Annotated in this window: 21 protein-coding genes; 19 read left to right on the top strand and 2 right to left on the bottom strand. The window is 67.6% G+C overall.

All coding sequences use genetic code 11. From position 1 onward, the window contains the following. The first annotated feature begins 77 nt into the window (after positions 1-77). From thrB to BR07_RS0121830, 17 genes are all read left to right on the top strand, one after another. Complete coding sequence (gene thrB, locus BR07_RS0121915; protein ID WP_027507229.1) at positions 78-1010, top strand: homoserine kinase; 933 nt, start codon at positions 78-80, stop codon at positions 1008-1010. Positions 1011-1302: 292 nt separating this feature from the next. Then, a complete protein-coding gene (gene rho, locus BR07_RS0121910; RefSeq protein WP_081821486.1) occupies positions 1303-3462 on the top strand; it encodes a transcription termination factor Rho in 2160 nt (719 codons plus the stop codon). A gap of 150 nt (positions 3463-3612) precedes the next feature. Continuing rightward, entirely contained in the window at positions 3613-3846 is a 234-nt protein-coding gene (rpmE, locus tag BR07_RS0121905) for a 50S ribosomal protein L31 (RefSeq protein WP_027507227.1), read from the top strand. 101 nt (positions 3847-3947) lie between these two features. Beyond that, a complete protein-coding gene (gene prfA / locus BR07_RS0121900) occupies positions 3948-5027 on the top strand; it encodes a peptide chain release factor 1 (protein WP_027507226.1) in 1080 nt (359 codons plus the stop codon). 45 nt (positions 5028-5072) lie between these two features. Next, complete coding sequence (prmC, locus tag BR07_RS0121895) at positions 5073-5954, top strand: peptide chain release factor N(5)-glutamine methyltransferase (RefSeq protein ID WP_027507225.1); 882 nt, start codon at positions 5073-5075, stop codon at positions 5952-5954. 61 nt (positions 5955-6015) lie between these two features. After that, positions 6016-6678 carry an L-threonylcarbamoyladenylate synthase gene (locus BR07_RS0121890; RefSeq protein WP_027507224.1) on the top strand — a complete coding sequence of 221 codons (663 nt, stop codon included), beginning with the start codon at positions 6016-6018 and terminating at the stop codon, positions 6676-6678. A gap of 125 nt (positions 6679-6803) precedes the next feature. Continuing rightward, positions 6804-7892, top strand: coding sequence for a glycosyltransferase family 4 protein (locus BR07_RS0121885; RefSeq protein ID WP_081821490.1), 1089 nt, complete (start codon positions 6804-6806; stop codon positions 7890-7892). A gap of 1 nt (position 7893) precedes the next feature. Next, a complete protein-coding gene (locus BR07_RS0121880) occupies positions 7894-8355 on the top strand; it encodes a hypothetical protein (RefSeq protein ID WP_197027871.1) in 462 nt (153 codons plus the stop codon). 477 nt (positions 8356-8832) lie between these two features. Continuing rightward, positions 8833-9558 (top strand): F0F1 ATP synthase subunit A, encoded by a 726-nt coding sequence (gene atpB / locus BR07_RS0121870; protein ID WP_037187440.1) that lies wholly within the window; start codon positions 8833-8835, stop codon positions 9556-9558. An 82-nt stretch (positions 9559-9640) separates the two neighbouring features. Beyond that, positions 9641-9883, top strand: coding sequence for an ATP synthase F0 subunit C (locus BR07_RS0121865; protein ID WP_027507220.1), 243 nt, complete (start codon positions 9641-9643; stop codon positions 9881-9883). Between the two features lie 5 nt (positions 9884-9888). Then, the gene (locus BR07_RS0121860; protein ID WP_027507219.1) at positions 9889-10452 is read left to right on the top strand and encodes a F0F1 ATP synthase subunit B; all 564 of its coding nucleotides are present in this window, start codon (positions 9889-9891) and stop codon (positions 10450-10452) included. Then, positions 10449-11279 (top strand): F0F1 ATP synthase subunit delta, encoded by an 831-nt coding sequence (locus BR07_RS0121855; protein ID WP_027507218.1) that lies wholly within the window; start codon positions 10449-10451, stop codon positions 11277-11279. The genes BR07_RS0121860 and BR07_RS0121855 overlap by 4 nt, the downstream gene beginning before the upstream one ends. A gap of 128 nt (positions 11280-11407) precedes the next feature. Continuing rightward, on the top strand, positions 11408-13051 hold the full coding sequence (gene atpA / locus BR07_RS0121850) for a F0F1 ATP synthase subunit alpha (RefSeq protein ID WP_027507217.1): 1644 nt from the start codon (positions 11408-11410) through the stop codon (positions 13049-13051). 42 nt (positions 13052-13093) lie between these two features. Continuing rightward, positions 13094-14068, top strand: a complete 975-nt coding sequence (locus BR07_RS0121845; protein WP_027507216.1) for a F0F1 ATP synthase subunit gamma — start codon at positions 13094-13096, stop codon at positions 14066-14068. A 2-nt stretch (positions 14069-14070) separates the two neighbouring features. Then, complete coding sequence (gene atpD / locus BR07_RS0121840; RefSeq protein WP_027507215.1) at positions 14071-15522, top strand: F0F1 ATP synthase subunit beta; 1452 nt, start codon at positions 14071-14073, stop codon at positions 15520-15522. A gap of 6 nt (positions 15523-15528) precedes the next feature. Further along, on the top strand, positions 15529-15897 hold the full coding sequence (locus tag BR07_RS0121835) for a F0F1 ATP synthase subunit epsilon (protein ID WP_027507214.1): 369 nt from the start codon (positions 15529-15531) through the stop codon (positions 15895-15897). A gap of 47 nt (positions 15898-15944) precedes the next feature. Next, positions 15945-16379 carry a DUF2550 domain-containing protein gene (locus tag BR07_RS0121830; protein ID WP_231476479.1) on the top strand — a complete coding sequence of 145 codons (435 nt, stop codon included), beginning with the start codon at positions 15945-15947 and terminating at the stop codon, positions 16377-16379. 24 nt (positions 16380-16403) lie between these two features. On the opposite strand, the gene BR07_RS0121825 is transcribed toward BR07_RS0121830, so the two are convergent. Then, the gene (locus tag BR07_RS0121825) at positions 16404-16985 is read right to left on the bottom strand and encodes a cob(I)yrinic acid a,c-diamide adenosyltransferase (RefSeq protein ID WP_027507212.1); all 582 of its coding nucleotides are present in this window, start codon (positions 16983-16985) and stop codon (positions 16404-16406) included. A 65-nt stretch (positions 16986-17050) separates the two neighbouring features. Between BR07_RS0121825 and murA the strand changes: the two genes are divergently transcribed. Further along, entirely contained in the window at positions 17051-18304 is a 1254-nt protein-coding gene (murA, locus tag BR07_RS0121820; protein WP_027507211.1) for a UDP-N-acetylglucosamine 1-carboxyvinyltransferase, read from the top strand. An 18-nt stretch (positions 18305-18322) separates the two neighbouring features. Here murA and pdxR read toward each other — a convergent pair whose 3' ends face one another. Then, positions 18323-19732 (bottom strand): MocR-like pyridoxine biosynthesis transcription factor PdxR, encoded by a 1410-nt coding sequence (gene pdxR, locus BR07_RS0121815; RefSeq protein ID WP_027507210.1) that lies wholly within the window; start codon positions 19730-19732, stop codon positions 18323-18325. A gap of 95 nt (positions 19733-19827) precedes the next feature. Here pdxR and BR07_RS26015 point away from each other — a divergent pair, with 95 nt between their 5' ends. Next, positions 19828-20523 (top strand): pyridoxamine 5'-phosphate oxidase family protein, encoded by a 696-nt coding sequence (locus BR07_RS26015; RefSeq protein ID WP_331280460.1) that lies wholly within the window; start codon positions 19828-19830, stop codon positions 20521-20523. The last annotated feature ends 535 nt before the right edge of the window (positions 20524-21058 follow it).

Below are 21058 nucleotides of genomic sequence, written 5' to 3'. Positions count from 1 at the left end.
GCGGGATCGACTGTGGCGCCAGGTTCGTCGGTGAACCCGGCTGCTACCGAGTCGGCATAGTGGCCGGGCCGGCCGACGTGACGAGGACACTCACCACCGGGACGATGGCGCACGCCCGCGTGCCTGCCTCCAGTGCCAACCTCGGACCAGGGTTCGACACACTGGGGCTCGCCCTGGGTCTGTTCGACGACGTCGTCGTCACCGTGGCGGAGTCCGGGCTCGACATCGAGGTCGACGGTGAGGGTGCGCGCGAGGTTCCGTGGGGTCCGTCGCATCTCGTCGTGCGAGCGATCGAGCGTGGTCTCGAGTCGGCCGGCGTGTGGGCGGACGGCTTGAAAGTACGCTGCTACAACAGGATTCCTCACTCTCGCGGCCTCGGCTCGTCGGCGTCGGCGGTGGTCGGTGGGCTCGCCGCGGCCAACTGCCTCGCGGCGTCCCTGGATCCGGCTCTCGCGTTGTCGCCCGAGCAGATGGTGCAGCTGGCCGCCGAGTTCGAGGGTCATCCGGACAACGCGTCGGCCAGCGTGCTCGGCGGCGCCGTGGTGTCCTGGAGCCGCGAGTCCGGCCCGCCGGAGGGGCCGCGGGCCTATGCGGCCGCCCGTCTCGACGTGCACCCGGACATCGGTGCGACGGTGCTCATCCCGACCGAACGGTCGTCCACGGCGCACACGCGCGGACTGTTGCCCGACCTCGTTCCGCACCGCGACGCCGCGTTCAACGCGAGCCGATCCGCGCTCGCGGTCGTGGCCCTGACGACGCGACCCGATCTGTTGATGGTGTCCACCGAGGATCGCCTGCACCAGCCCTACCGGGCCTCCGCCCTGCCGGTGACGTCGCGATGGGTCGAGACCCTGCGTGCACACGGGCACGCCGCGACGGTCTCGGGCGCCGGACCCACCGTGCTCGTGCTCGGAACGGCGAGCATCGCGCGCGAGTTGGCCGACCGCGCCGGGGACGACGGGATGACGGTGCTGGAGCTGGACATCGCGGACGGCGTCACGACGCGCTGACGCGGACATTCTTGCCCGTACCTCGCATCACGGCTATTGTGGTACGCGTCCGTACATCGTGCGCAGTCAGCGCGCCGATTTCTCCAGGGCATTACTTCCCGGCCTCGAGCTCCAGCGGTGCCGCCGTCGTCGATCGGCGCGCCACGGCCGCCAGGGAAGTCGCATCCTGGAACAGCCTTCGCTCTTCTGCACGACGCGAACGTACGCGGCATCCGAGTTCGACACGAGAGTCGAACGGCGGAACGAACCCTCGATCTGCGCACCAGGCGCGCGAGGGAAGGAAAGGACCTCCGTGACCGATACGGAATCTATCGCTGCTCCGGCGACCCAGTCCGACACGCGCCCGCGCACGTCGCGCCGCGGTGCCGGACTCTCCGGGATGGTGCTCACCGAGCTGCGCGGACTCGCGTCCGAACTCGGGATCAAGGGTGTCTCCGGGATGCGTAAGGGCGACCTCGTGTCCGCGATCGAGGCCAAGCAGGTGCCCGCGTCCGCGGCTGCCACCGAGGCACCGTCGCGCGCACCCCGCGTGAGCCGGTCCGCGCCCGCCGCCACGTCGGACGCACCGTCCGCCGGTGTGTCCGACGCCGTGGCCCCCCGGGATTCCGGAGCCGACGGTGCGAGCGCCGGCGCCTCCAGCTCCGACGCCGGTACCCCCAGCGCCGACACCTCGGGTTCCGACGGTGCAGCGTCCGACGGCGCGAACCCCGACGGCCCGCGTCGCACGCGGAACCGTCGCGGAGCGACCCGCCGTGCCGGCGCCGCGGAGTCGACCGACACCGCCGCCGAGTCGCAGAACGACGCTGCGCCGACGCAGGACGGCCGCGCGCACCAGTCCACCGACGCGGCAGCGTCCACCACGACGGCTCCGGCCGAGACCACCCGCACCGACGGTGGCGACGACCGCGACCAGGGCGAGGGTGATCGTCAGAACGGGGACCGGCCGCGCCGCGAGCGCCAGGGCCGCAACCAGGGCGATCGCAATCAGGGCGACCGCAACGATCGCAACCAGGGCGACCGCAACCAGGGCGACCGCAACGACCGCAACCAGGGCGACCGCAACGATCGCAACCAGGGCGATCGCAATCAGGGCGACCGGAACGATCGCAACCAGGGCGACCGCAACCAGGGTGACCGCAACAACGGGCCTCGTGACAACGGTCCCCGCGACGACGAGGACGGCGAGGGCCGCGGCAGGCGGGGACGTCGTTTCCGCGAGCGTCGCCGTGGGCGCGATCGTGACGGTGCTCCCGAGGGCGGCGGCAACCAGCGTGATCGTGAGCGCGAGCCCGAACTGCGCGACGACGACGTCGTGCAGCCCGTCGCCGGCATCCTCGACGTGCTCGACAACTACGCGTTCGTCCGGACCTCGGGATACCTCGCGGGACCGAACGACGTGTACGTCTCCATGAACATGGTGCGCCGCAACGGCCTCCGGCGCGGTGACGCACTGACCGGTGCCGTGCGAGTGGCCCGCGAGGGGGAGCAGAACAACTCCCGGCAGAAGTTCAACCCGCTGGTCCGTCTCGACACGGTCAACGGTGCGCCGCCGGACGGCAACCGCAAGCGGCCGGAGTTCAACAAGCTGACGCCGCTGTACCCGAATCAGCGACTGCGCCTCGAGACCACGCAGAACATCCTGACGACGCGCGTGATCGATCTGGTCATGCCGATCGGCAAGGGGCAGCGTGCGCTCATCGTGAGCCCGCCCAAGGCGGGTAAGACCAGCGTGTTGCAGGCGATCGCGAACGCCATCGCGACGAACAACCCCGAGTGCTACCTGATGGTCGTGCTCGTGGACGAGCGTCCCGAAGAAGTGACCGACATGCAGCGCAGCGTGAAGGGTGAGGTCATCGCCTCCACCTTCGATCGCCCGCCGGGCGACCACACCTCGGTCGCCGAGCTGGCGATCGAGCGCGCCAAGCGTCTGGTCGAGGACGGCCGCGACGTGGTGGTGCTGCTCGACTCGATCACGCGTCTGGGCCGTGCGTACAACAACAGCTCGCCGGCCTCGGGTCGCATCCTGTCCGGTGGTGTCGACTCCACGGCGCTCTACCCGCCCAAGCGCTTCCTCGGTGCCGCGCGCAACATCGAGAACGGTGGATCGCTCACCATCATCGCCACGGCGATGGTGGAGACCGGCTCGACAGGTGACACGGTGATCTTCGAGGAGTTCAAGGGCACGGGCAACGCCGAGCTCAAGCTCGATCGCAAGATCGCGGAGCGGCGCGTGTTCCCGGCGGTGGACGTCAATCCGTCGGGCACCCGCAAGGACGAGCTCCTGCTCAGTCCCGACGAGGCGGCCGTGCTGCACAAGCTGCGTCGGGTGCTCTCCGGGCTCGACTCGCACCAGGCGATCGATCTGCTGATCGACCGACTGAAGAAGAGCAAGAACAACATCGAGTTCCTCATGTCGGTCTCCAAGACGGCGCCCGGTTCGCCGGAGGACTGACCCCCGAGGATCGACGGAACAAACGTCTCGGCACCGATGTTGAGACGATTACCAGCGCGGACAGCTGCTCTGGCATACTGATCGGCCGAGTCCGGTTCCGGTTCACGCACTCGACAGTCGAGGCGACCCGGCGACCATGAAAGGGACACCATGAAGGCAGGAATCCACCCCGATTACACAGCGACGACAGTCGTGTGTGGTTGCGGACATACTTTCGAGACCCGCAGCACCAACTCGGCGGAGCGCATCAACGTCGAGGTCTGCTCGCAGTGCCACCCGTTCTACACGGGCAAGCAGAAGATCCTCGACACCGGCGGCCGCGTGGCTCGCTTCGAGGCTCGCTACGGCAAGCGCGCAGGCAAGAAGGCCGACGCCGACAGCTAGCTCTTCCGCCGACGCCCGTTCCGAGATTCGTCTCGGGGCGGGCGTCGGTCGTTTCTGCACCATTGTTCGTTGACATTCTTCGGTTCGACAGGGAGAACACCGTGGCCGCCTCCGCGACACCGTCCGCGATCGACGACATCCTCGCCGAGCACGCCGGACTCGAGCGCGACCTGTCCGATCCCTCGCTGCACGACGATCCGGCGGCGGCTCGCCGCGCCGGGAAGCGGTTCGCGCAGCTGGCCCCGATCATGAGTGTGTACTCCAAGCTCAGTGCCGCCCGCGACGATCTCGAGGCGGCCCGCGAGCTCGCTGCCGACGACGCCGGCTTCGCCGCGGAGATCCCAGCGCTCGAGGCGACCGTGGCCGAGCTCGACAGCACCCTCACCGACCTGCTCGCGCCCCGTGATCCTCACGACGCCGACGACGTCGTGCTGGAGGTCAAGTCGGGTGAGGGCGGCGAGGAGTCCGCCCTGTTCGCGTCCGATCTCGCTCGGATGTACGTCCGGTACGCCGAGCGCCACGGCTGGCGGGTCGAGATCCTCGACGCGAACGTCTCCGATCTGGGTGGGTACAAGGACGCGACGCTGTCCATCAAGGCGCGCACCGACACCGCCGACGGTGTGTGGTCGCGGTTCAAGTTCGAGGGCGGCGTGCATCGGGTGCAGCGTGTTCCCGTCACCGAATCGCAGGGACGAGTGCACACGTCGGCGGCCGGCGTCCTGATCTACCCGGAGCAGGACGAGGTCGAAGCCGTCCAGATCGACGAGACCGATCTGCGCATCGACGTCTACCGCTCGTCCGGCAAGGGTGGCCAGGGCGTCAACACCACGGACTCCGCGGTGCGCATCACGCATCTGCCCACGGGCATCGTCGTCACCTGTCAGAACGAACGCTCCCAGCTGCAGAACAAGGCGAGGGCGATGCAGGTGCTCGCCTCGCGGCTGCAGGCGGCGGCCGAGGAAGCGGCCGACAAGGAGGCGGCGGCCGGGCGTGCGAGCCAGGTGCGCACCGTCGATAGGTCCGAGCGCATCCGCACGTACAACTTCCCTGAGAACCGCATCACCGACCACCGCATCGGCTTCAAGTCGCACAACCTGGACGCCGTTCTCGACGGTGACATGGACGCGCTCCTCGACGCGCTCGCCGCGGCCGACCGACAGGCGCGGCTCCAGGCGGAATGACCTCCGCGTGATCGCCGGGCCGACCGGCAGTGCGAAGCTGTGTCGGTGAGTCGCGTCCCGCTACGTCTGGCCATCGTCGAGGCAACCCGCGTCCTGACCGAGGCCGGCGTCCCCAGCCCGCGGGTCGACGCCGAGTTGCTCGCCGCGCATCTGCTGTCGGTTCCCCGCGGGCGGCTCGGCCTGACCCCGTTGGTGGAGCCCGAGGTCGCCGAGGCCTACCGTGCGACCGTCACGCAGCGTGCGAAGCGAATTCCGTTGCAGCACATCATCGGAACGTCGTCACTGGGGGAGATCGACGTCGAGGTGGGCCCCGGGGTGTTCGTCCCCCGCCCGGAGACGGAACTGTTGCTCGCCTGGGCACTCGCGTTCCTCGAGTCCGCCGGGCGGCATCCGCCCGTCGTCCTCGACCTGTGCACCGGAAGCGGCGCACTCGCCCTCGCGATCGGCCACGCTCGCCCGGACGCCGTGGTGCACGCGGTGGAGAAGGATCCGCACGCGTTGGCGTGGGCGCGGCGCAACGCCGACCTGCGGGCGTCGGACGGCGACACTCCCGTGCATCTGCATCACGGTGACGTGACCGAGAGGACGGTGCTCACGGAGCTCGACGGCACCGTCGACCTGGTCGTGGCGAACCCGCCCTACGTGCCGACGAGTGCGCGGCTCGATCCCGAGGTGATCGACCACGATCCGCACGTCGCGCTGTTCGGTGGCCCGGACGGGCTGTCCGTCATCGAGCCGATGATCGCGAACATCGCGCGGTGGTTGCGGATCGACGGGGGAGTGGGCATCGAGCACGACGACTCGCACGGAGACCGGGTGGTCGCCCTCCTGGAGGGGCGAGCGGTGTTCGGAGACGTGTCCCAGCATCGGGATCTCGCGGACCGCCCACGCTTCGTCGTCGCTCGTCGGCAGCGCCGGATCACCTAGGACGCGAGATCGCGCCACCGCTGCGCAGGCGTGCCGTGCACGCAGTGGCAAGATGGGCCGGGTGTCCACCGTCTACGACTGCTCCGATTCCGCCTCTCGCGCGGCAGGTCTCGATGCCGCCAAGCGTGCGCTGTCGTCCGGCCGACTGGTCGTGATGCCCACCGACACCGTGTACGGGCTGGCCGCGGACGCCTTCGACAGCAGCGCCGTCACGGATCTGCTCCGGGCGAAGGGGCGCGGCCGCGACATGCCGGTGCCGGTGCTCGTCGGTTCCTGGCACACGATCGACGGCCTCGTGCTGGGAGTGCGGCAGGCGGCGCGCGATCTCATCCGCGCGTTCTGGCCCGGAGCGCTGAGTCTCGTCGTGCACCAGGCGCCGTCGCTCGCGTGGGACCTCGGCGACGCCCGCGGCACCGTCATGCTCCGCATGCCGCTGCATCCGGTGGCTCTCGAACTGCTGCGCGAGGTGGGCCCCCTGGCCGTCTCGAGTGCGAACATCTCCGGCCGCCCGCCCGCCGTCACGGCGGAGGACGCCCGCGTACAGCTCGGCGGGTCCGCGGCCGTGTATCTCGACGGCGGTCCGGCCGAGCATGCGCTCGCGTCGACGATCGTCGACCTGACGGGGGACACCCCGCGCATTCTCCGCGTCGGCGCAGTCTCGACGAGCGAGATCGCCGAGGTCCTCGGCGTGACCGCCGAGTCGCTCGTCGCCGGAAGCGCCTGACGAATGCCGCACTCGGCTCCGCCGCGGGAGTCACCGTGGTGACGGCCGTGCCCGCGCACGCGAGTGCGCTCCTGGCGCAGTCGGACGGAGGCGCCGGTGTCCCCATCCGCGAGCTTCTTCTCGTCATGCTCACGGCAGCGGTGGTGACGTTCCTGGTCACCGGAGCCGTCCGGCTCGGCGCTCTGCGTTTCGGCGCGGTGGCCGTACCGCGTGAGCGCGACGTCCACGTCACCCCGACGCCCCGGCTCGGGGGTATCGGCATCTACCTGGGGCTGCTCGTCGCGCTGCTCTTCGCGCAGAAGTTGCCGGCCCTCACCCGAGGGTTCGAATTCACCACGGACGTCCAGGCGGCCCTGGTCTCCGGGTTCATCATCATGGCCGTGGGTGTGGTCGACGACCGGTGGGGCCTGGACGCGCTGACCAAGTTCGCCGGTCAGGTCACCGCGGCCGGTGTCCTGGTGCTGATGGGCGTCAGCTGGTACCTGCTGTATCTGCCGTGGGGCGAGGGGTCGACGCTGATCCTGGACCAGCTGCAGGCGGGTCTCGTCACCGTGCTCATCGCCGTGGTCATGATCAACGCGATGAACTTCATCGACGGTCTCGACGGCCTCGCCGCGGGCGTCGGCCTGATCGCCGCGGTGGCCATCTGTCTGTTCTCCGTCGGACTGCTCCACGAGCAGGGCGGTGACGTCAGCGCCTACCCGCCCGCGATGATCGCCGCGGCCCTCGCCGGTGCGTGCCTGGGGTTCCTGCCGCACAACTTCCAGCCGGCGCGCATCTTCATGGGCGATTCGGGTTCCATGGTCATCGGCCTCATGCTCGCCACCGTCGCGACCAGTGCATCCGGACGTATCGGGCTCAGTGCCTACGGCACGCGGGACCTCCTGGGTCTGCTGACCCCGTTGCTGCTGGTGGGCGCGATCATGTTCATCCCGATCCTCGACCTGCTGCTCGCGATCGTGCGTCGCACGCGTGCAGGCCGCAGCCCCTTCAGCCCGGACAAGATGCACCTGCATCACCGTCTGCTCCAGATCGGTCACTCGCATCGCCGCGTGGTGCTGCTCATCTACTTGTGGGTCGGTGTGCTCGCGTTCGGGGCGGTCGGCGCGTCCCTGTTCGATCGCCGCCTCGTGGTGCTGCTGCTCGCCGGCGGACTCGTCTTCGCCCTGGTGGTCACCGCGGTGCCGTCGTTCCGGGATCCGGGCCGCCGGTAACCTGCGTGTCGTGACCTTCTCGCCCGCACCGATCCCGTCCTCCACCGCACCGCTCCGCGCCGCCGTCCGGTACGGCGTCATCGCCCTGCTCGGCCTCGCCGTGGTCGCCGCGATCATCGCGGTGCTAGTCGCCGGCCTCGAGGGTCTGTGGGGCGCGCTGCTCGGGTCCGCGGTCGGTGGTCTGTTCATCCTCGCCACCGCCGCATCCGTCCTGTTCTCGGCCAAGTTGCCGCCGACCGCGGTCGGGGCCGTCCTGCTGGGCGGGTGGATCGTGAAGATGCTGATCGCGGTGATCGTGCTGGGACTGCTGCGGGGGATGGACTTCTACAACCGCCCGACACTGGGCATCGTGGTGCTCGCATCCCTGGTCATCGTCCTGGGCGCCGAGATGTACGGCATCTTCCGGCAGCGTGTTCCGTACGTCGATTCTCCCGCGGGCGACCCCGACTCGGACGTTCAGTAGTACGACATTTTGTAGTAGTGTCGTCCGCGGAGCGACCCCCGACACAACTCAGCGTGTTGTGTTGATAAAGTTCCTTTCGAGCGAGGGCTTACCGGGCGTAACGGACACATCGCGCCGCCCGGAACCGTCTTTGCAGGTGATCGACGTCACCAAAGCTGTTTCTCGTAGTCCACGCCATGTGAGAGTGTGTACCGCGACGAAGCGTCCGTTTCGAGACGTCGCGTCACCGAGTCGACGAAGTCGCCGACACCCGACAGACGCGGGACCGTGAGCACGGTCCGACGCGGCTGACGACTACTCGAGCCGACCCGAGTCGACTTGTAGATCGTCCTAGCTCGATCGTGCCCGAATGCCATATGTCCGATCGAACCGCGGGTGTCCTTCGCCTGCGGCCGAACACGGGAGAGACCGCTGAGCGTCACCAACTTGGCCGCGGAGTTCCATCCGCCGTCACTGTCCGACTTTTTCCCACCGGCCATCCTGTTCGAGGGCACCCCGTTCGAGCTCGACCGGCTGATGCTGGTCCGCATCATCATGACGGTCGTTCTTCTCGCGTTCTTCAGCCTCGCGATGCGCAGCCCGAAGATCGTGCCCCGCGGTATCCAGAACGTCGGTGAGCTCGCATTGGGCTTCGTCAAGGATCAGATCGCAGACGAGGTTCTCGGCAAGGAGCAGGGCAAGCGCTTCCTGCCCGTCATCGCGACCATCTTCTTCGCGGTGCTGTTCCTCAACTTCTCGGGTGTCATCCCCTTCATCAACATCTCGTCGAATGCCCGAGTGGGCATGCCGATCGTGTTGGCAGCCCTCGCGTACGTCGTCTTCAACTACGTCGGTATCAAGAAGTACGGGTTCTTCAAGTACGTGAAGAGCAGCATCGTCGTTCCGAACGTGCCGATCGCGCTGCACCTGCTGCTGATCCCCATCGAGTTCATCTCGACGTTCATCCTGCGGCCCTTCACGCTGACCGTGCGACTCATGGCCAATATGCTCGCCGGCCACATCATGCTGGTGCTGTTCTTCAGCGCGACGCAGTTCTTCTTCTTCGAGGCGGCGACCGGCATGAAGGTGTTCGGCCTGTTCTCGCTCGTCGCGGGATTCGGCTTCACGCTGTTCGAGCTGCTGGTCATCTTCCTGCAGGCCTACGTGTTCGCGCTGCTGACGGCGGTCTACATCGACCTCGCCCTGCACGCCGACTCGCACTGACCCACCCACCGACTCTCCAGCCACCAGACAGACCTGACCCGCTGCCGACCGGTCGTGGGCAACAGAAAGGGAACACATCACAATGAGCCTCACCTACCTCGCGCAGGAAGCACAGGAAGTCACCGGCGCAGGCTACGGAGCCATCGGCTACGGCCTCGCGGCCATCGGCCCCGGCATCGGCGTGGGCATCGTGGTCGGTAAGGCCATCGAGGGCATCGCGCGTCAGCCCGAGCTCGCCGGCCAGATCCGCACCAACATGTTCCTCGGTATCGCATTCACCGAGGCCCTCGCGCTGATCGGCCTCGTCGCCGGCTTCATTTTCTGATCGCCATGTCGACATTCGCAGTCCTCGCAGCAGCGGAGGGGGAAGAGGACATCAATCCTCTCCTCCCCGCGACCTACGACATCGTCTGGTCTGCGGTCTGCATCGCCGTCATCGGGTTCTTCTTCTGGAAGTTCGTGCTCCCGCGATTCCAGACGGTGCTCTCCGAGCGGTCCGAGAAGATCGAAGGCGGGATCAAGCGCGCCGAAGAGGCACAGGCCGAAGCCAAGGAGGCGCTCGAGCAGTACCGCGCCCAGTTGGCCGACGCACGCCAGGAAGCCGCCAAGATCCGTGAAGACGCACGCACCCAGGGTCAGCAGATCCTCGCGGAGATGAAGACCAGTGCACAGGCGGAGAGCGACCGCATCGTGGCCTCCGGTCACCAGCAGCTCGCGGCTCAGCGTCAGCAGATCGTCACCGAACTGCGTGCCGATCTGGGCCGTACGGCTGTCGAGCTGGCCGAGAAGGTCATCGGCGAGCAGCTGTCCGACGACGTCAAGCGTGCCGGCACGATCGATCGTTTCCTCGACGAACTCGATTCTGTCGGCGCAGATTCCGCTAGCGGGAAGTGAGCACCATGTACGCAGCGAGTCGTGAAGCCCTCGCCGAGGCCCGCACCGTCCTGACGGCCGAGCTCGATGCGGCGTCGGATGCGACGTCGGCTGCCGCCGGCGCCGGATCCGACCTCTTCGGGGTCGTGTCGGTGCTCGACGGACAGCGTCCACTGCGCGCCGCACTCGCGGACGCGTCGGCTGCTCCGGACGCGCGACGCGCGCTCGCGGGCCGCCTGTTCGACGGCAAGATCGGTGCAGCGGCCACCGCCGCACTGCAGGCCGCCGTCGCACAGAACTGGTCGTCGGCCCGTGACCTCACCGACTCGCTCGTACTCCTGGGCCGTGAGGCACTTCTGCGCGCGGCGCAGGACCAGGATCAGTTGGGCACCGTGGAGGACGAGCTGTTCCGTCTCGGCCGCATCATCGCCGGCGATCCTGCCCTCGAGCAGGCGCTGTCCGATCGAAGCAAGCCCGCCGAGGCGTCGGGATCGCTCCTGTCGACGTTGCTCTACGGCAAGGTCACCGCGATCACCGAGGCCCTGGCGATCCAGGCCGTCGGCCGACTGAAGGGTGCTGCACCGGCATCCGTGTTCGGCGAACTGTCCGCACTCGCGGCCACTCGTCGTGACAAGGAGGTCGCTCACGTCCGCAGCAGCACCGAGCTGAGCGAGGATCAGATCTCTCGGCTCACGTCCAGGCTGGAAGGTATCTACGGCAAGTCCGTGACCGTCCACGTGGAGGTGGACCGGGAACTGCTGAGCGGACTGGTCGTCCGTGTCGGCGACGAGGTCATCGACGGCAGTGGTGCGGGTCGTCTCGCCTCCCTGAGGAAGTCGCTCCGGTGAGCGGTACGCATCGCAGCACCCGAGTTCTGTAGCAAGCCCAGTTCGGTAACAAGCCCCACCCCGCGTTTCGGACGTCGACCGCACAGCCGGTCCGGCCACGAAACACCAGACAGTGAGAGCAGGAAAACATGGCGGAGTTGACGATCTCCTCCGACGAGATCCGTAGCGCGATCGAGAGCTACACAGCGAACTACGCACCGGAGTCCTCTCGTGAAGAGGTCGGTCTGGTGTCCGACACGAGCGATGGAATCGCTCACGTGACGGGCCTCCCGTCCGCGATGTCGAACGAGCTGCTGGAGTTCCCCGGCGGCATCCTCGGCGTGGCACTGAACCTCGACGACCGTGAGATCGGTGCCGTCATCCTCGGTGACTACGAGCACATCGAGGAAGGCCAGGAAGTCAAGCGCACCGGCGAGGTCCTCTCGGTCCCCGTCGGCGACAACTTCCTCGGACGCGTCATCGACCCGCTGGGCAAGCCCATCGACGGTCTCGGTGACATCGAGTCGAACGAACAGCGTGTCCTGGAGCTCCAGGCGGCATCGGTGCTCGAGCGCCAGCCCGTCGAGGAGCCCCTCGCGACCGGCATCACCGCCATCGACGCCCTGACGGCCATCGGCCGCGGCCAGCGTCAGCTGATCATCGGCGACCGCAAGACGGGCAAGACCGCCGTCTGCGTCGACGCCATCATCAACCAGAAGGCCAACTGGGAGACCGGCGACGCCGACAAGCAGGTGCGCTGCATCTACGTCGCCATCGGCCAGAAGGGTTCGACCATCGCGGGCGTCAAGTCCGCTCTGGACGAGCACGGCGCCATGGAGTACACGACCATCGTCGCCGCTCCCGCGTCCGACTCGGCCGGCTTCAAGTGGCTAGCCCCGTACACCGGTTCGGCCCTCGGCCAGCACTGGATGTACCAGGGCAAGCACGTCCTCATCGTGTTCGACGACCTGACCAAGCAGGCCGAGGCGTACCGCACCATCTCGCTGCTGCTGCGTCGCCCGCCGGGCCGCGAGGCGTACCCCGGTGACGTCTTCTACCTGCACTCCCGTCTGCTCGAGCGGTGCGCGAAGCTGTCCGACGAGCTCGGTGGCGGTTCGATGACGGGTCTGCCGCTGATCGAGACCAAGGCCAACGACATCTCGGCCTTCATCCCGACCAACGTCATCTCCATCACCGACGGCCAGGTCTTCCTCGAGTCGGACCTCTTCAACAAGGGTGTCCGTCCCGCCATCAACGTCGGTACCTCGGTGTCCCGAGTCGGTGGCGCGGCGCAGACCAAGGGTCTGAAGAAGGTTGCCGGTTCGCTCCGTCTGGAGATGGCTCAGTTCCGCGAGCTGGAGGCGTTCTCCGCCTTCGCGTCCGACCTCGACGCCGCGTCCAAGGCGCAGCTCGAGCGCGGTGCCCGCTGGGTCGAGCTGCTCAAGCAGGACCAGTACACCCCGGTGTCCGTCGAGGACCAGATCGTCTCGATCTACCTCGTCGACGCCGGCTACTACGACACGGTCCCGGTCGAGGACGTTCGTCGCTTCAACCGCGAGCTCCTCGAGGATCTGCACCGCAACGCGTCGAGCGCCTACGAGGCGATCGCCGGCGGCAAGGTTCTCAAGGACGAGGCCGCCGACGCGATCACGAAGGCGACCGACGAGTTCAAGCAGGGCTTCCTGACGTCCTCGGGCGAGCGGATCGTCAACGAGGCAGAGGCCGATGCGCTCGACAAGGGCGACGTCGACCAGGAGAAGGTCACCGTCACTCGCAAGACTGTCAGCAAGTGATGAGCGGACCCGTGGCACGTCGAACAGGGAGTGAGGTGACAGATGCCCAGCATTCGTGAGCTGCGCTCCCGGATCAGGTCGACCAACTCGATCAAGAAGATCACCAAGGCGCAGGAACTGATCGCGACCTCGCGCATCACCAAGGCGCAGGCCCGCGTCGAGGCGTCGAAGCCGTACGCCACCGAGATCACCAAGGTGCTCTCGGCGTTGGCCAGTGCCTCGGGTTCGCTGGACCATCCGCTGCTCACCGAGCGTGCGGAGCCCAAGCGGGCCGCCGTGCTCGTCGTGACCAGCGACTCGGGTCAGTGTGGTGGCTACAACTCCAACATCCTTCGTGAGGCCGAGGAGCTCCAGCAGCTCCTCAAGTCCGAGGGCAAGGAGCCGGTCATCTACGTTCTGGGCCGAAAGGGCCTGACGTACTACACGTTCCGTGATCGCGACGTCAAGGGCGCGTGGACGGGCTTCTCGCAGCAGCCGGCGTACACCGATGCCGCGAAGGCCGCCAAGCACCTCGTCCAGCTGTTCATGGCGGGGTCCGGCGAGGAGATCGAGGCACCGAACGGCGAGGGCACGGTCGAGGGTGTGGACGAACTCCACATCGTCTACACCACCTTCGTGTCGATGCTGTCGCTCAAGCCGACGGTGCGCCGCATGGCTCCTCTGGAGATCGACTACGACGACGAGGAGATCGAGCTGGGTGCAGACATGCTCAGCGACTCGCCGTCGTCGAAGGAGGTCACCGCGCAGTACGACTTCGAGCCGGAGGCGGACACGCTGTTGTCCGCGCTGCTCCCGAAGTACGTGAGCACCCGCATCTACGCCGCACTGCTCGACGCGGCGGCATCCGAGTCGGCCGCTCGTCGCACCGCGATGAAGGCCGCCACGGACAATGCCAACGATCTGGTCAATGCCCTGTCACGCCAGGCCAACCAGGCACGCCAGGCTCAGATCACCCAGGAAATCAGCGAGATCGTCGGCGGCGTCGACGCGCTTGCCGCGAGCTCAGGAAGAGACTGAACATGACCGCAGCAGTAACCGATAGCACGGGTTCCGGCGCCAAGTCGTCCGAGAACGGGCGCGTCGTGCGCGTCATCGGTCCCGTCGTCGACATCGAGTTCCCCCGTGGATCCATCCCCGCGCTGTTCAACGCGCTGAACGCAGAGATCGAGCTGAAGGCCGTCGCCAAGACGCTGACGCTCGAGGTCGCACAGCACCTCGGCGACAACCTCGTGCGCACCGTGTCGATGCAGCCCACCGACGGCCTCGTCCGCGGCACCCCCGTCGTCGACTCCGGCAAGCCGATCTCGGTTCCCGTCGGTGACGTCGTCAAGGGCCACGTGTTCAACGCCCTCGGCGACTGCCTGGACAGCCCCGGACTCGGCCGTGACGGCGAGCAGTGGGGCATCCACCGCAAGCCCCCGGCCTTCGATCAGCTCGAGGGCAAGACCGAGATCCTCGAGACCGGCATCAAAGTCATCGACCTCCTGACCCCGTACGTCAAGGGCGGAAAGATCGGTCTGTTCGGCGGCGCAGGCGTCGGCAAGACCGTGCTCATCCAGGAGATGATCACCCGTATCGCACGTGAGTTCTCCGGCACGTCGGTGTTCGCCGGCGTCGGTGAGCGCACGCGTGAGGGCACCGACCTCCACCTCGAGATGGAGGAGATGGGCGTTCTGCAGGACACCGCCCTGGTGTTCGGTCAGATGGACGAGCCGCCGGGCACGCGTATGCGCGTCGCCCTCTCGGCTCTCACCATGGCCGAGTACTTCCGCGACGTGCAGAACCAGGACGTGTTGCTCTTCATCGACAACATCTTCCGGTTCACGCAGGCAGGCTCCGAGGTATCCACTCTCCTCGGCCGCATGCCGTCCGCCGTGGGCTACCAGCCCACCCTCGCCGACGAGATGGGTGAGCTCCAGGAGCGCATCACCTCGACGCGTGGTCGTTCCATCACGTCTCTGCAGGCCATCTACGTGCCCGCCGACGACTACACCGACCCCGCACCGGCGACGACCTTCGCCCACCTCGATGCCACCACCGAGCTGTCGCGTCCGATTTCGCAGAAGGGCATCTACCCCGCTGTCGATCCGCTGACGTCCACCTCGCGCATCCTGGAGGCGTCGATCGTCGGAGACGAGCACTTCCGCGTCGCCAACGAGGTCAAGCGCATCCTGCAGAAGTACAAGGAGCTGCAGGACATCATCGCCATCCTCGGTATGGACGAGCTGTCCGAGGAGGACAAGGTCACGGTCTCCCGTGCCCGTCGTCTGGAGAAGTTCCTCGGCCAGAACTTCATCGTCGCCGAGAAGTTCACCGGTGAAGAGGGTTCGGTCGTGTCGCTGGCCGACACCATCGAGGCGTTCGACAAGGTCACCAAGGGCGAGTACGACCACCTTCCCGAGCAGGCCTTCAACAGCTGCGGTGGACTCGACGACGTCGAGGCCGCAGCCAAGAAGATCTCCGGAAAGTAGTCCGAGATGGCTGAGATGGACGTCGAACTGGTCGCAGTCGAGGAACGCCTGTGGTCGGGAACGGCCACGCTGGTCAGCGCTCAGACCACCGAGGGCGAGATCGGCATCATGGCCGGACACGAGCCGGTGCTCGGTCAGTTGATCGAGGGCGGCACCGTAGCCATCACGACGGGCGACGGTGAACGGCGCGTCGCCGCCGTGCACGGTGGTTTCCTGTCGGTCACCGGCCGGACCGTCACCATCCTCGCCGAGTCCGCCGAGTTCGCGGAGGACATCGACGTCGAGGCTGCGCGGTCCGTGCTGTCCGAGGGCTCCGACGACGAGGAGGCGCTCGCGATCGCACGCGGGCGTGTCCGCGCGGTCGAGCGGGCCTAGGTACACGAGAAGAAGCCGCGGCGGGTTCCGAAGAGATGACGTCCTGGATGACAGTGCTTGTCGTTCTGGTCGTGCTGCTCGGAGGGCTCGCCGCGGCTTTTCTGTATCGGTTGGTGCTTCTCCGCCGCGGGGGCACTGCCGTGATCCTGCGCAGTCTTCCCGCCGCAGCGGGAAGTGGGTGGCGTCACGGCATCGTCCGTTACGGCGAGAACGTGCTCGTGTTCTACAAGCTGTCGAGTCTGCGTCCGGGTCCGGACCGCCGCATGATCCGCCAGACTCTGATCCAGGGCGAGCGGCGCAGTCCGCAGAGCTCCGAGTTCGACATCATGAGTGACGAGACCGCGATCGTCGAACTCGACGCGGGGGACCGCCGCTACGAGATCGCCATGGAGCGTGGCCCGTTCACTGCATTCACGTCGTGGCTCGAGTCGAGGCCGTCCGACCGGTCGCAGCGCAACATGCCGGGCAGCGGCCCGGCCTGACACGTCGCTCGCTCGGGCCCGTGGTCAGTCGCGCGAACGCTCGCCGCCCGGCTTCCACAGGACGTCGCCGTCCGGGTTGGTGACCCGCCCGAGAATGAACAGCAGATCCGACAGTCGGTTGAGATAGGTCGCCGGCAGCGGCCCCGTCGTCTCGGGATGTGCCTCGACAGCGGCCCACGCTGCCCGCTCCGCCCGTCGCGCGACGGTGCGCGCCTGGTGCAGAAACGCGGAAGCAGCCGTCCCGCCCGGAAGGACGAAGGAGGTCAGCGGCGCGAGAGTGTCGTTGAACTCGTCGCACCACGTCTCGAGCCGCGTGACGTACTCCGGCGTGACGCGCAGCGGTGGGTACTTCGGGTTCTCCTGGATCGGAGTCGACAGGTCGGCTCCGGCATCGAACAGATCGTTCTGGATCCGGCGCAACACCGTCGCCACGCCCTCGGGCGGTGATCCGACCGCCAACACCAGTCCGAGAGCAGCGTTCAGTTCGTCGCACTCCGCGTAGGCCACGACCCTCGGGTCGTTCTTCGAGACGCGGGAGAAGTCGCTGAGACCCGTCGTCCCGTCGTCGCCGGTACGGGTGTAGATCGAGGTCAGGTGAACCGCCATGGATCAACCCTACTGGCAGTCGGCCGATGCTCTGATCGACGACCGATGCCTCTACTGTTGTCGTCGTGAGTGAACGTTTCCTGGTCACCGGCGGTAGTCGTCTCTCCGGCGACGTGTCGGTCGGTGGGGCGAAGAACAGCGTGCTGAAGTTGATGGCCGCGGCGCTGCTCGCCGAGGGCACGACCACCCTCACCAACTGCCCCGACATTCTCGATGTCCCCCTCATGGCCGACGTTCTCCGTGGGCTGGGGTGCGACGTCGAACTCGAGGGGGATGCCGTGCGCATCACCACCCCCGCAGAGCCGAAGTATCACGCCGACTTCGCGGCGGTACGCCAGTTCCGTGCGTCGGTGTGCGTCCTGGGACCGCTGGTCGCGCGGTGTCGCAAGGCCGTGGTGGCACTGCCCGGCGGCGACGCCATCGGCTCGCGTCCGCTCGACATGCACCAGTCGGGTCTCCGCCTGCTCGGCGCGCACAGCGAGATCGAGCACGGGTGTGTGGTCGCGACAGCGGAGAAGCTGCACGGCGCGACGATCCGGCTGGCCTTCCCGTCCGTGGGCGCGACCGAGAACATCCTGATGGCGGCGGTGCTGGCCGACGGCGAGACCGTGATCGACAACGCTGCCCGCGAGCCGGACATCGCCGATCTGTGCGCGATGCTGAACAAGATGGGTGCTCGCGTCGAGGGTGCCGGAACTCCGACGCTGACCATCATCGGTGTCCCCAGCCTGAAGCCCACCGAACACCGCGTCATCGGTGATCGCATCGTGGCCGCGACGTGGGGCATCGCCGCGGCGATGACCTGTGGCGACGTCACGGTGTCGGGGGTCAATCCCAAGCACCTCACCCTCGTGCTCAACAAGCTGAAGGCGGCCGGCAGCACCGTCACCCTGCGCCCGGACGGATTCCGCGTCGTGCAGGAGGAACGACCGGTGGCCGTCAACTTCGCCACGCTCCCGTTCCCCGGGTTCCCGACAGACCTGCAGCCCATGGCGATCGGCCTCGCCTCGGTGGCCAACGGCACGTCGATGATCACCGAGAACGTCTTCGAGGCCCGGTTCCGCTTTGTCGAGGAGATGATCCGGCTCGGTGCCGACGCGCGAACGGACGGCCACCACGCGGTGGTCCGCGGAGTGTCGCGGCTGTCGAGTGCACCGGTCTGGTCCTCGGACATCCGCGCGGGCGCCGGTCTGGTGCTCGCCGGCCTCGTGGCCGACGGCACCACCGAGGTGCACGACGTCTATCACATCGACCGCGGTTACCCGCGGTTCGTCGAGCAGCTGCAGGATCTCGGCGGAGACATCGAACGCGTGCAGTGACGCTCGCGCCGCTGCACGTCAGTCGCGGTGGCGTCGGAGTTCGTCGATGAGAATGGTGAGTGCCGTTCGGAGCTCCGTGTCGGTCAGTCGGCCGTAGCCGATCACCAACCCGCCCACGTCGGTGTGCGATCGAGTGGACAGCGCGACGGTCGGTACCTCGATTCCGCGGTGTGCTGCGCCGCGGGCGACCGCCTCCGCTCGTCTCGGCGACAGGACGAGTGTCGTGTGCATACCCGCGCCCAGGCCACGGAGTTCACCGAACGGCGACAGCGAATCCCGTACTGCCGCATCGCGATCGCGGTAGCGCCGCCGCGCCGCTCGCACCGTGCGATCCCACTCGCCGTCGTCGAGCAGTGACGTCATCGCCGAGCACAGGGGTGTCGACGGGAAGTCGCCCGTGGCCAGGCGGTGGTCGAGTACCGGCCGGACGAGGTGCGACGGCAGCACCATCCACCCGAGTCGCACGCCTGCGCCCAGGGTCTTGGCGATGGTGCCGAGGTAGACGACGCGATCCGGATCAAGGTGCGCCAAGGCGGGGAGCGGCGCGACGTCGTAGCGGTACTCGGAGTCGTAGTCGTCCTCCACGACGACGGTGTCGGTGCTCTGCGCATGGGCGATGAGAGCGGCACGACGTCCCACGTCGAGGGTTCCGCCGGTGGGGTACTGGTGAGACGGTGTCACGTACACGGCGCGTGTGGTCTCGGGCGTGGACGCGAGCGTGTCGACCCTCATGCCGCCGGCATCCACGGGGACGTCGTACAGGTCCCAGCCCATCGCGATCGCCGCCGACGCCGCAGTCCGATATCCCGGATCCTCCATCGCCAGAACAGGTCTCGGTTCCGGACGGTCCGCGCGCATCGCCGCGAGTGCCAGAGTCAGCCCATGGGTGGCACCCGTCGTCACGACCACGCGATCGGGATCGACGCTCATTCCGCGCGCACGGCCGAGCAGCGAACACACGCTGCGGCGAAGACGGACGGGCCCCGCCGGATCGGGGTAACCGGGGGGAGCGGGCTCCGTGCCGGCGATGCGCCACGCCCGCCGCCATGCCGCGGTCGCCGAGGGCGGTGTCCAGGGGATGCCCGGTCGAAGCGCGAGCGTGGGGGGAGCGCTGTCCGCCTCTGCGCGTGGACGCGCGTCGGACACGGCGGCGGTGGTCGGTGTGACGGACCGCAGGTCGGGGGAGACGAACGTGCCGGATCCGGCGCGGCCCTCGATCCACCCCTCTGCGGCGAGCTGGTCGAAGGCCTGATCGGCGACGCCGCGGGAGACCGACAGCTCTGCGGCCAGCGATCGGGTCGACGGGAGACGATCGCCGGCGACCAGAAGTCCGTCGACGATGGCGGTGCGTAGTGCGTCGGCGATCTGCAACGGGAGTGGACGCGTCGAGGATCGGTCCACGGAGAGTGGTAGCGCGTGTGAGGCCATGACGTCGATGCCTTCCCGCTGGTCGAAGTGGTCCAGCCGAACAGTATCGAAGTGGACCGTGACGGCAGACCACTTCGTTCAGCACACTGATTCGCATGACGATGCACGATGCCCATGGCCGGCGGCCCGACACCTCGTCGACGGCGTCAGCTCTCTCTCCGACACCCCGAACCACGTTGCGACGCAACCGAGCTCGCGCCCAGGCGGATCGCGCTGCTCTGACGGACGTGCTCGACGCCGCACAGCTCTGTCACCTCGGAGTGGTGGTGCAGGGAAGTCCCCTCGTCGTTCCGACTGCGTTCGCCTACGACCTGGACGGTCCCGATGCCGAAGGGACGTTGTACCTCCACGGCTCGGTGGCCGCGACGACCCTGGGCGCTCCCGGTGACGTCTGCGTGAGCATCACGGTGCTGGACGGTCTGGTGCTGGCGCGCTCCGCGTTCCATCACTCGATGAACTACCGGAGTGCCGTGGTTCGGGGGACACCCCGTGTCGTGGACGACGAGGGTGAGCGCGCCGTCGCACTCGATCTCATCGTGAACAAGCTGGTCCCCGGCCGGACCGATGTGGTCAGGGCCAACACTCGCAAGGAGCTGGCCGCGACTCGCGTGGTGGCACTGCCGCTGTACGAGGCGTCGGTGAAGGCACGGTCGGGCGGACCGAACGACGACGAGGGGGACATCGCCGCCGGGGGAGTGTGGGCCGGCGTCCTCCCGTTGACGACGCAGGTCGGCGAACCCGTCCCGGCGCCCGATCTGGACGAGATCGGCGCGGCATCCCCACCGATGTGAGCGGCGTCATAGTCGGACTGTCGCTCCAGGGTGAGCGGGCGCGGGCCCCGACATATGCGTTGACCTGGGCCGACGCCGCGTGGGCCGCGGAACACCTGCCGATTTGCATGGAGCGGTCCACAGGCGTAACTTTCTTCGAGTCAGAGCGACACGGACACCGACCGAAGGCCTTCAGGGGCTGGGCGAACGAGGTGGGACGGAGTCGCATGGCCGATCGGACAGAAAAGGTTCGTCTGCACCTCGTGTAGGCTGAGCGTACAGTCCAACTTCCTGATCCGCGTGGTGCCTGGTGTTTGACTCGGGTGTTGCGGTGTGGTTAGGCTGGAACGGTTGCCCCGGATCCTCCCTCTTCGTGTGGGTGGTGGTGGTGTGTGCGTGTTCTTTGAGAACTCAACAGTGTGTCGATGAATGTCAGTGCCAATATTTTGTTTTGGTTTGCTGGTTCTTCTCCTTCTTCCCGTCGGGGAGGGACCGGTTCTTTTTTGTCAGCAATGGAGTTATTGCTGGCGTGAGTTTTATTGCTGGATTTGGCTCT

This window comes from Rhodococcus sp. UNC23MFCrub1.1, assembly GCF_000686025.1.
Lineage (GTDB): Bacteria > Actinomycetota > Actinomycetes > Mycobacteriales > Mycobacteriaceae > Rhodococcoides.
The sequence above is the reverse complement of the archived record's forward strand: the minus strand, read 5'-3'. Positions and strand labels throughout refer to the sequence as shown.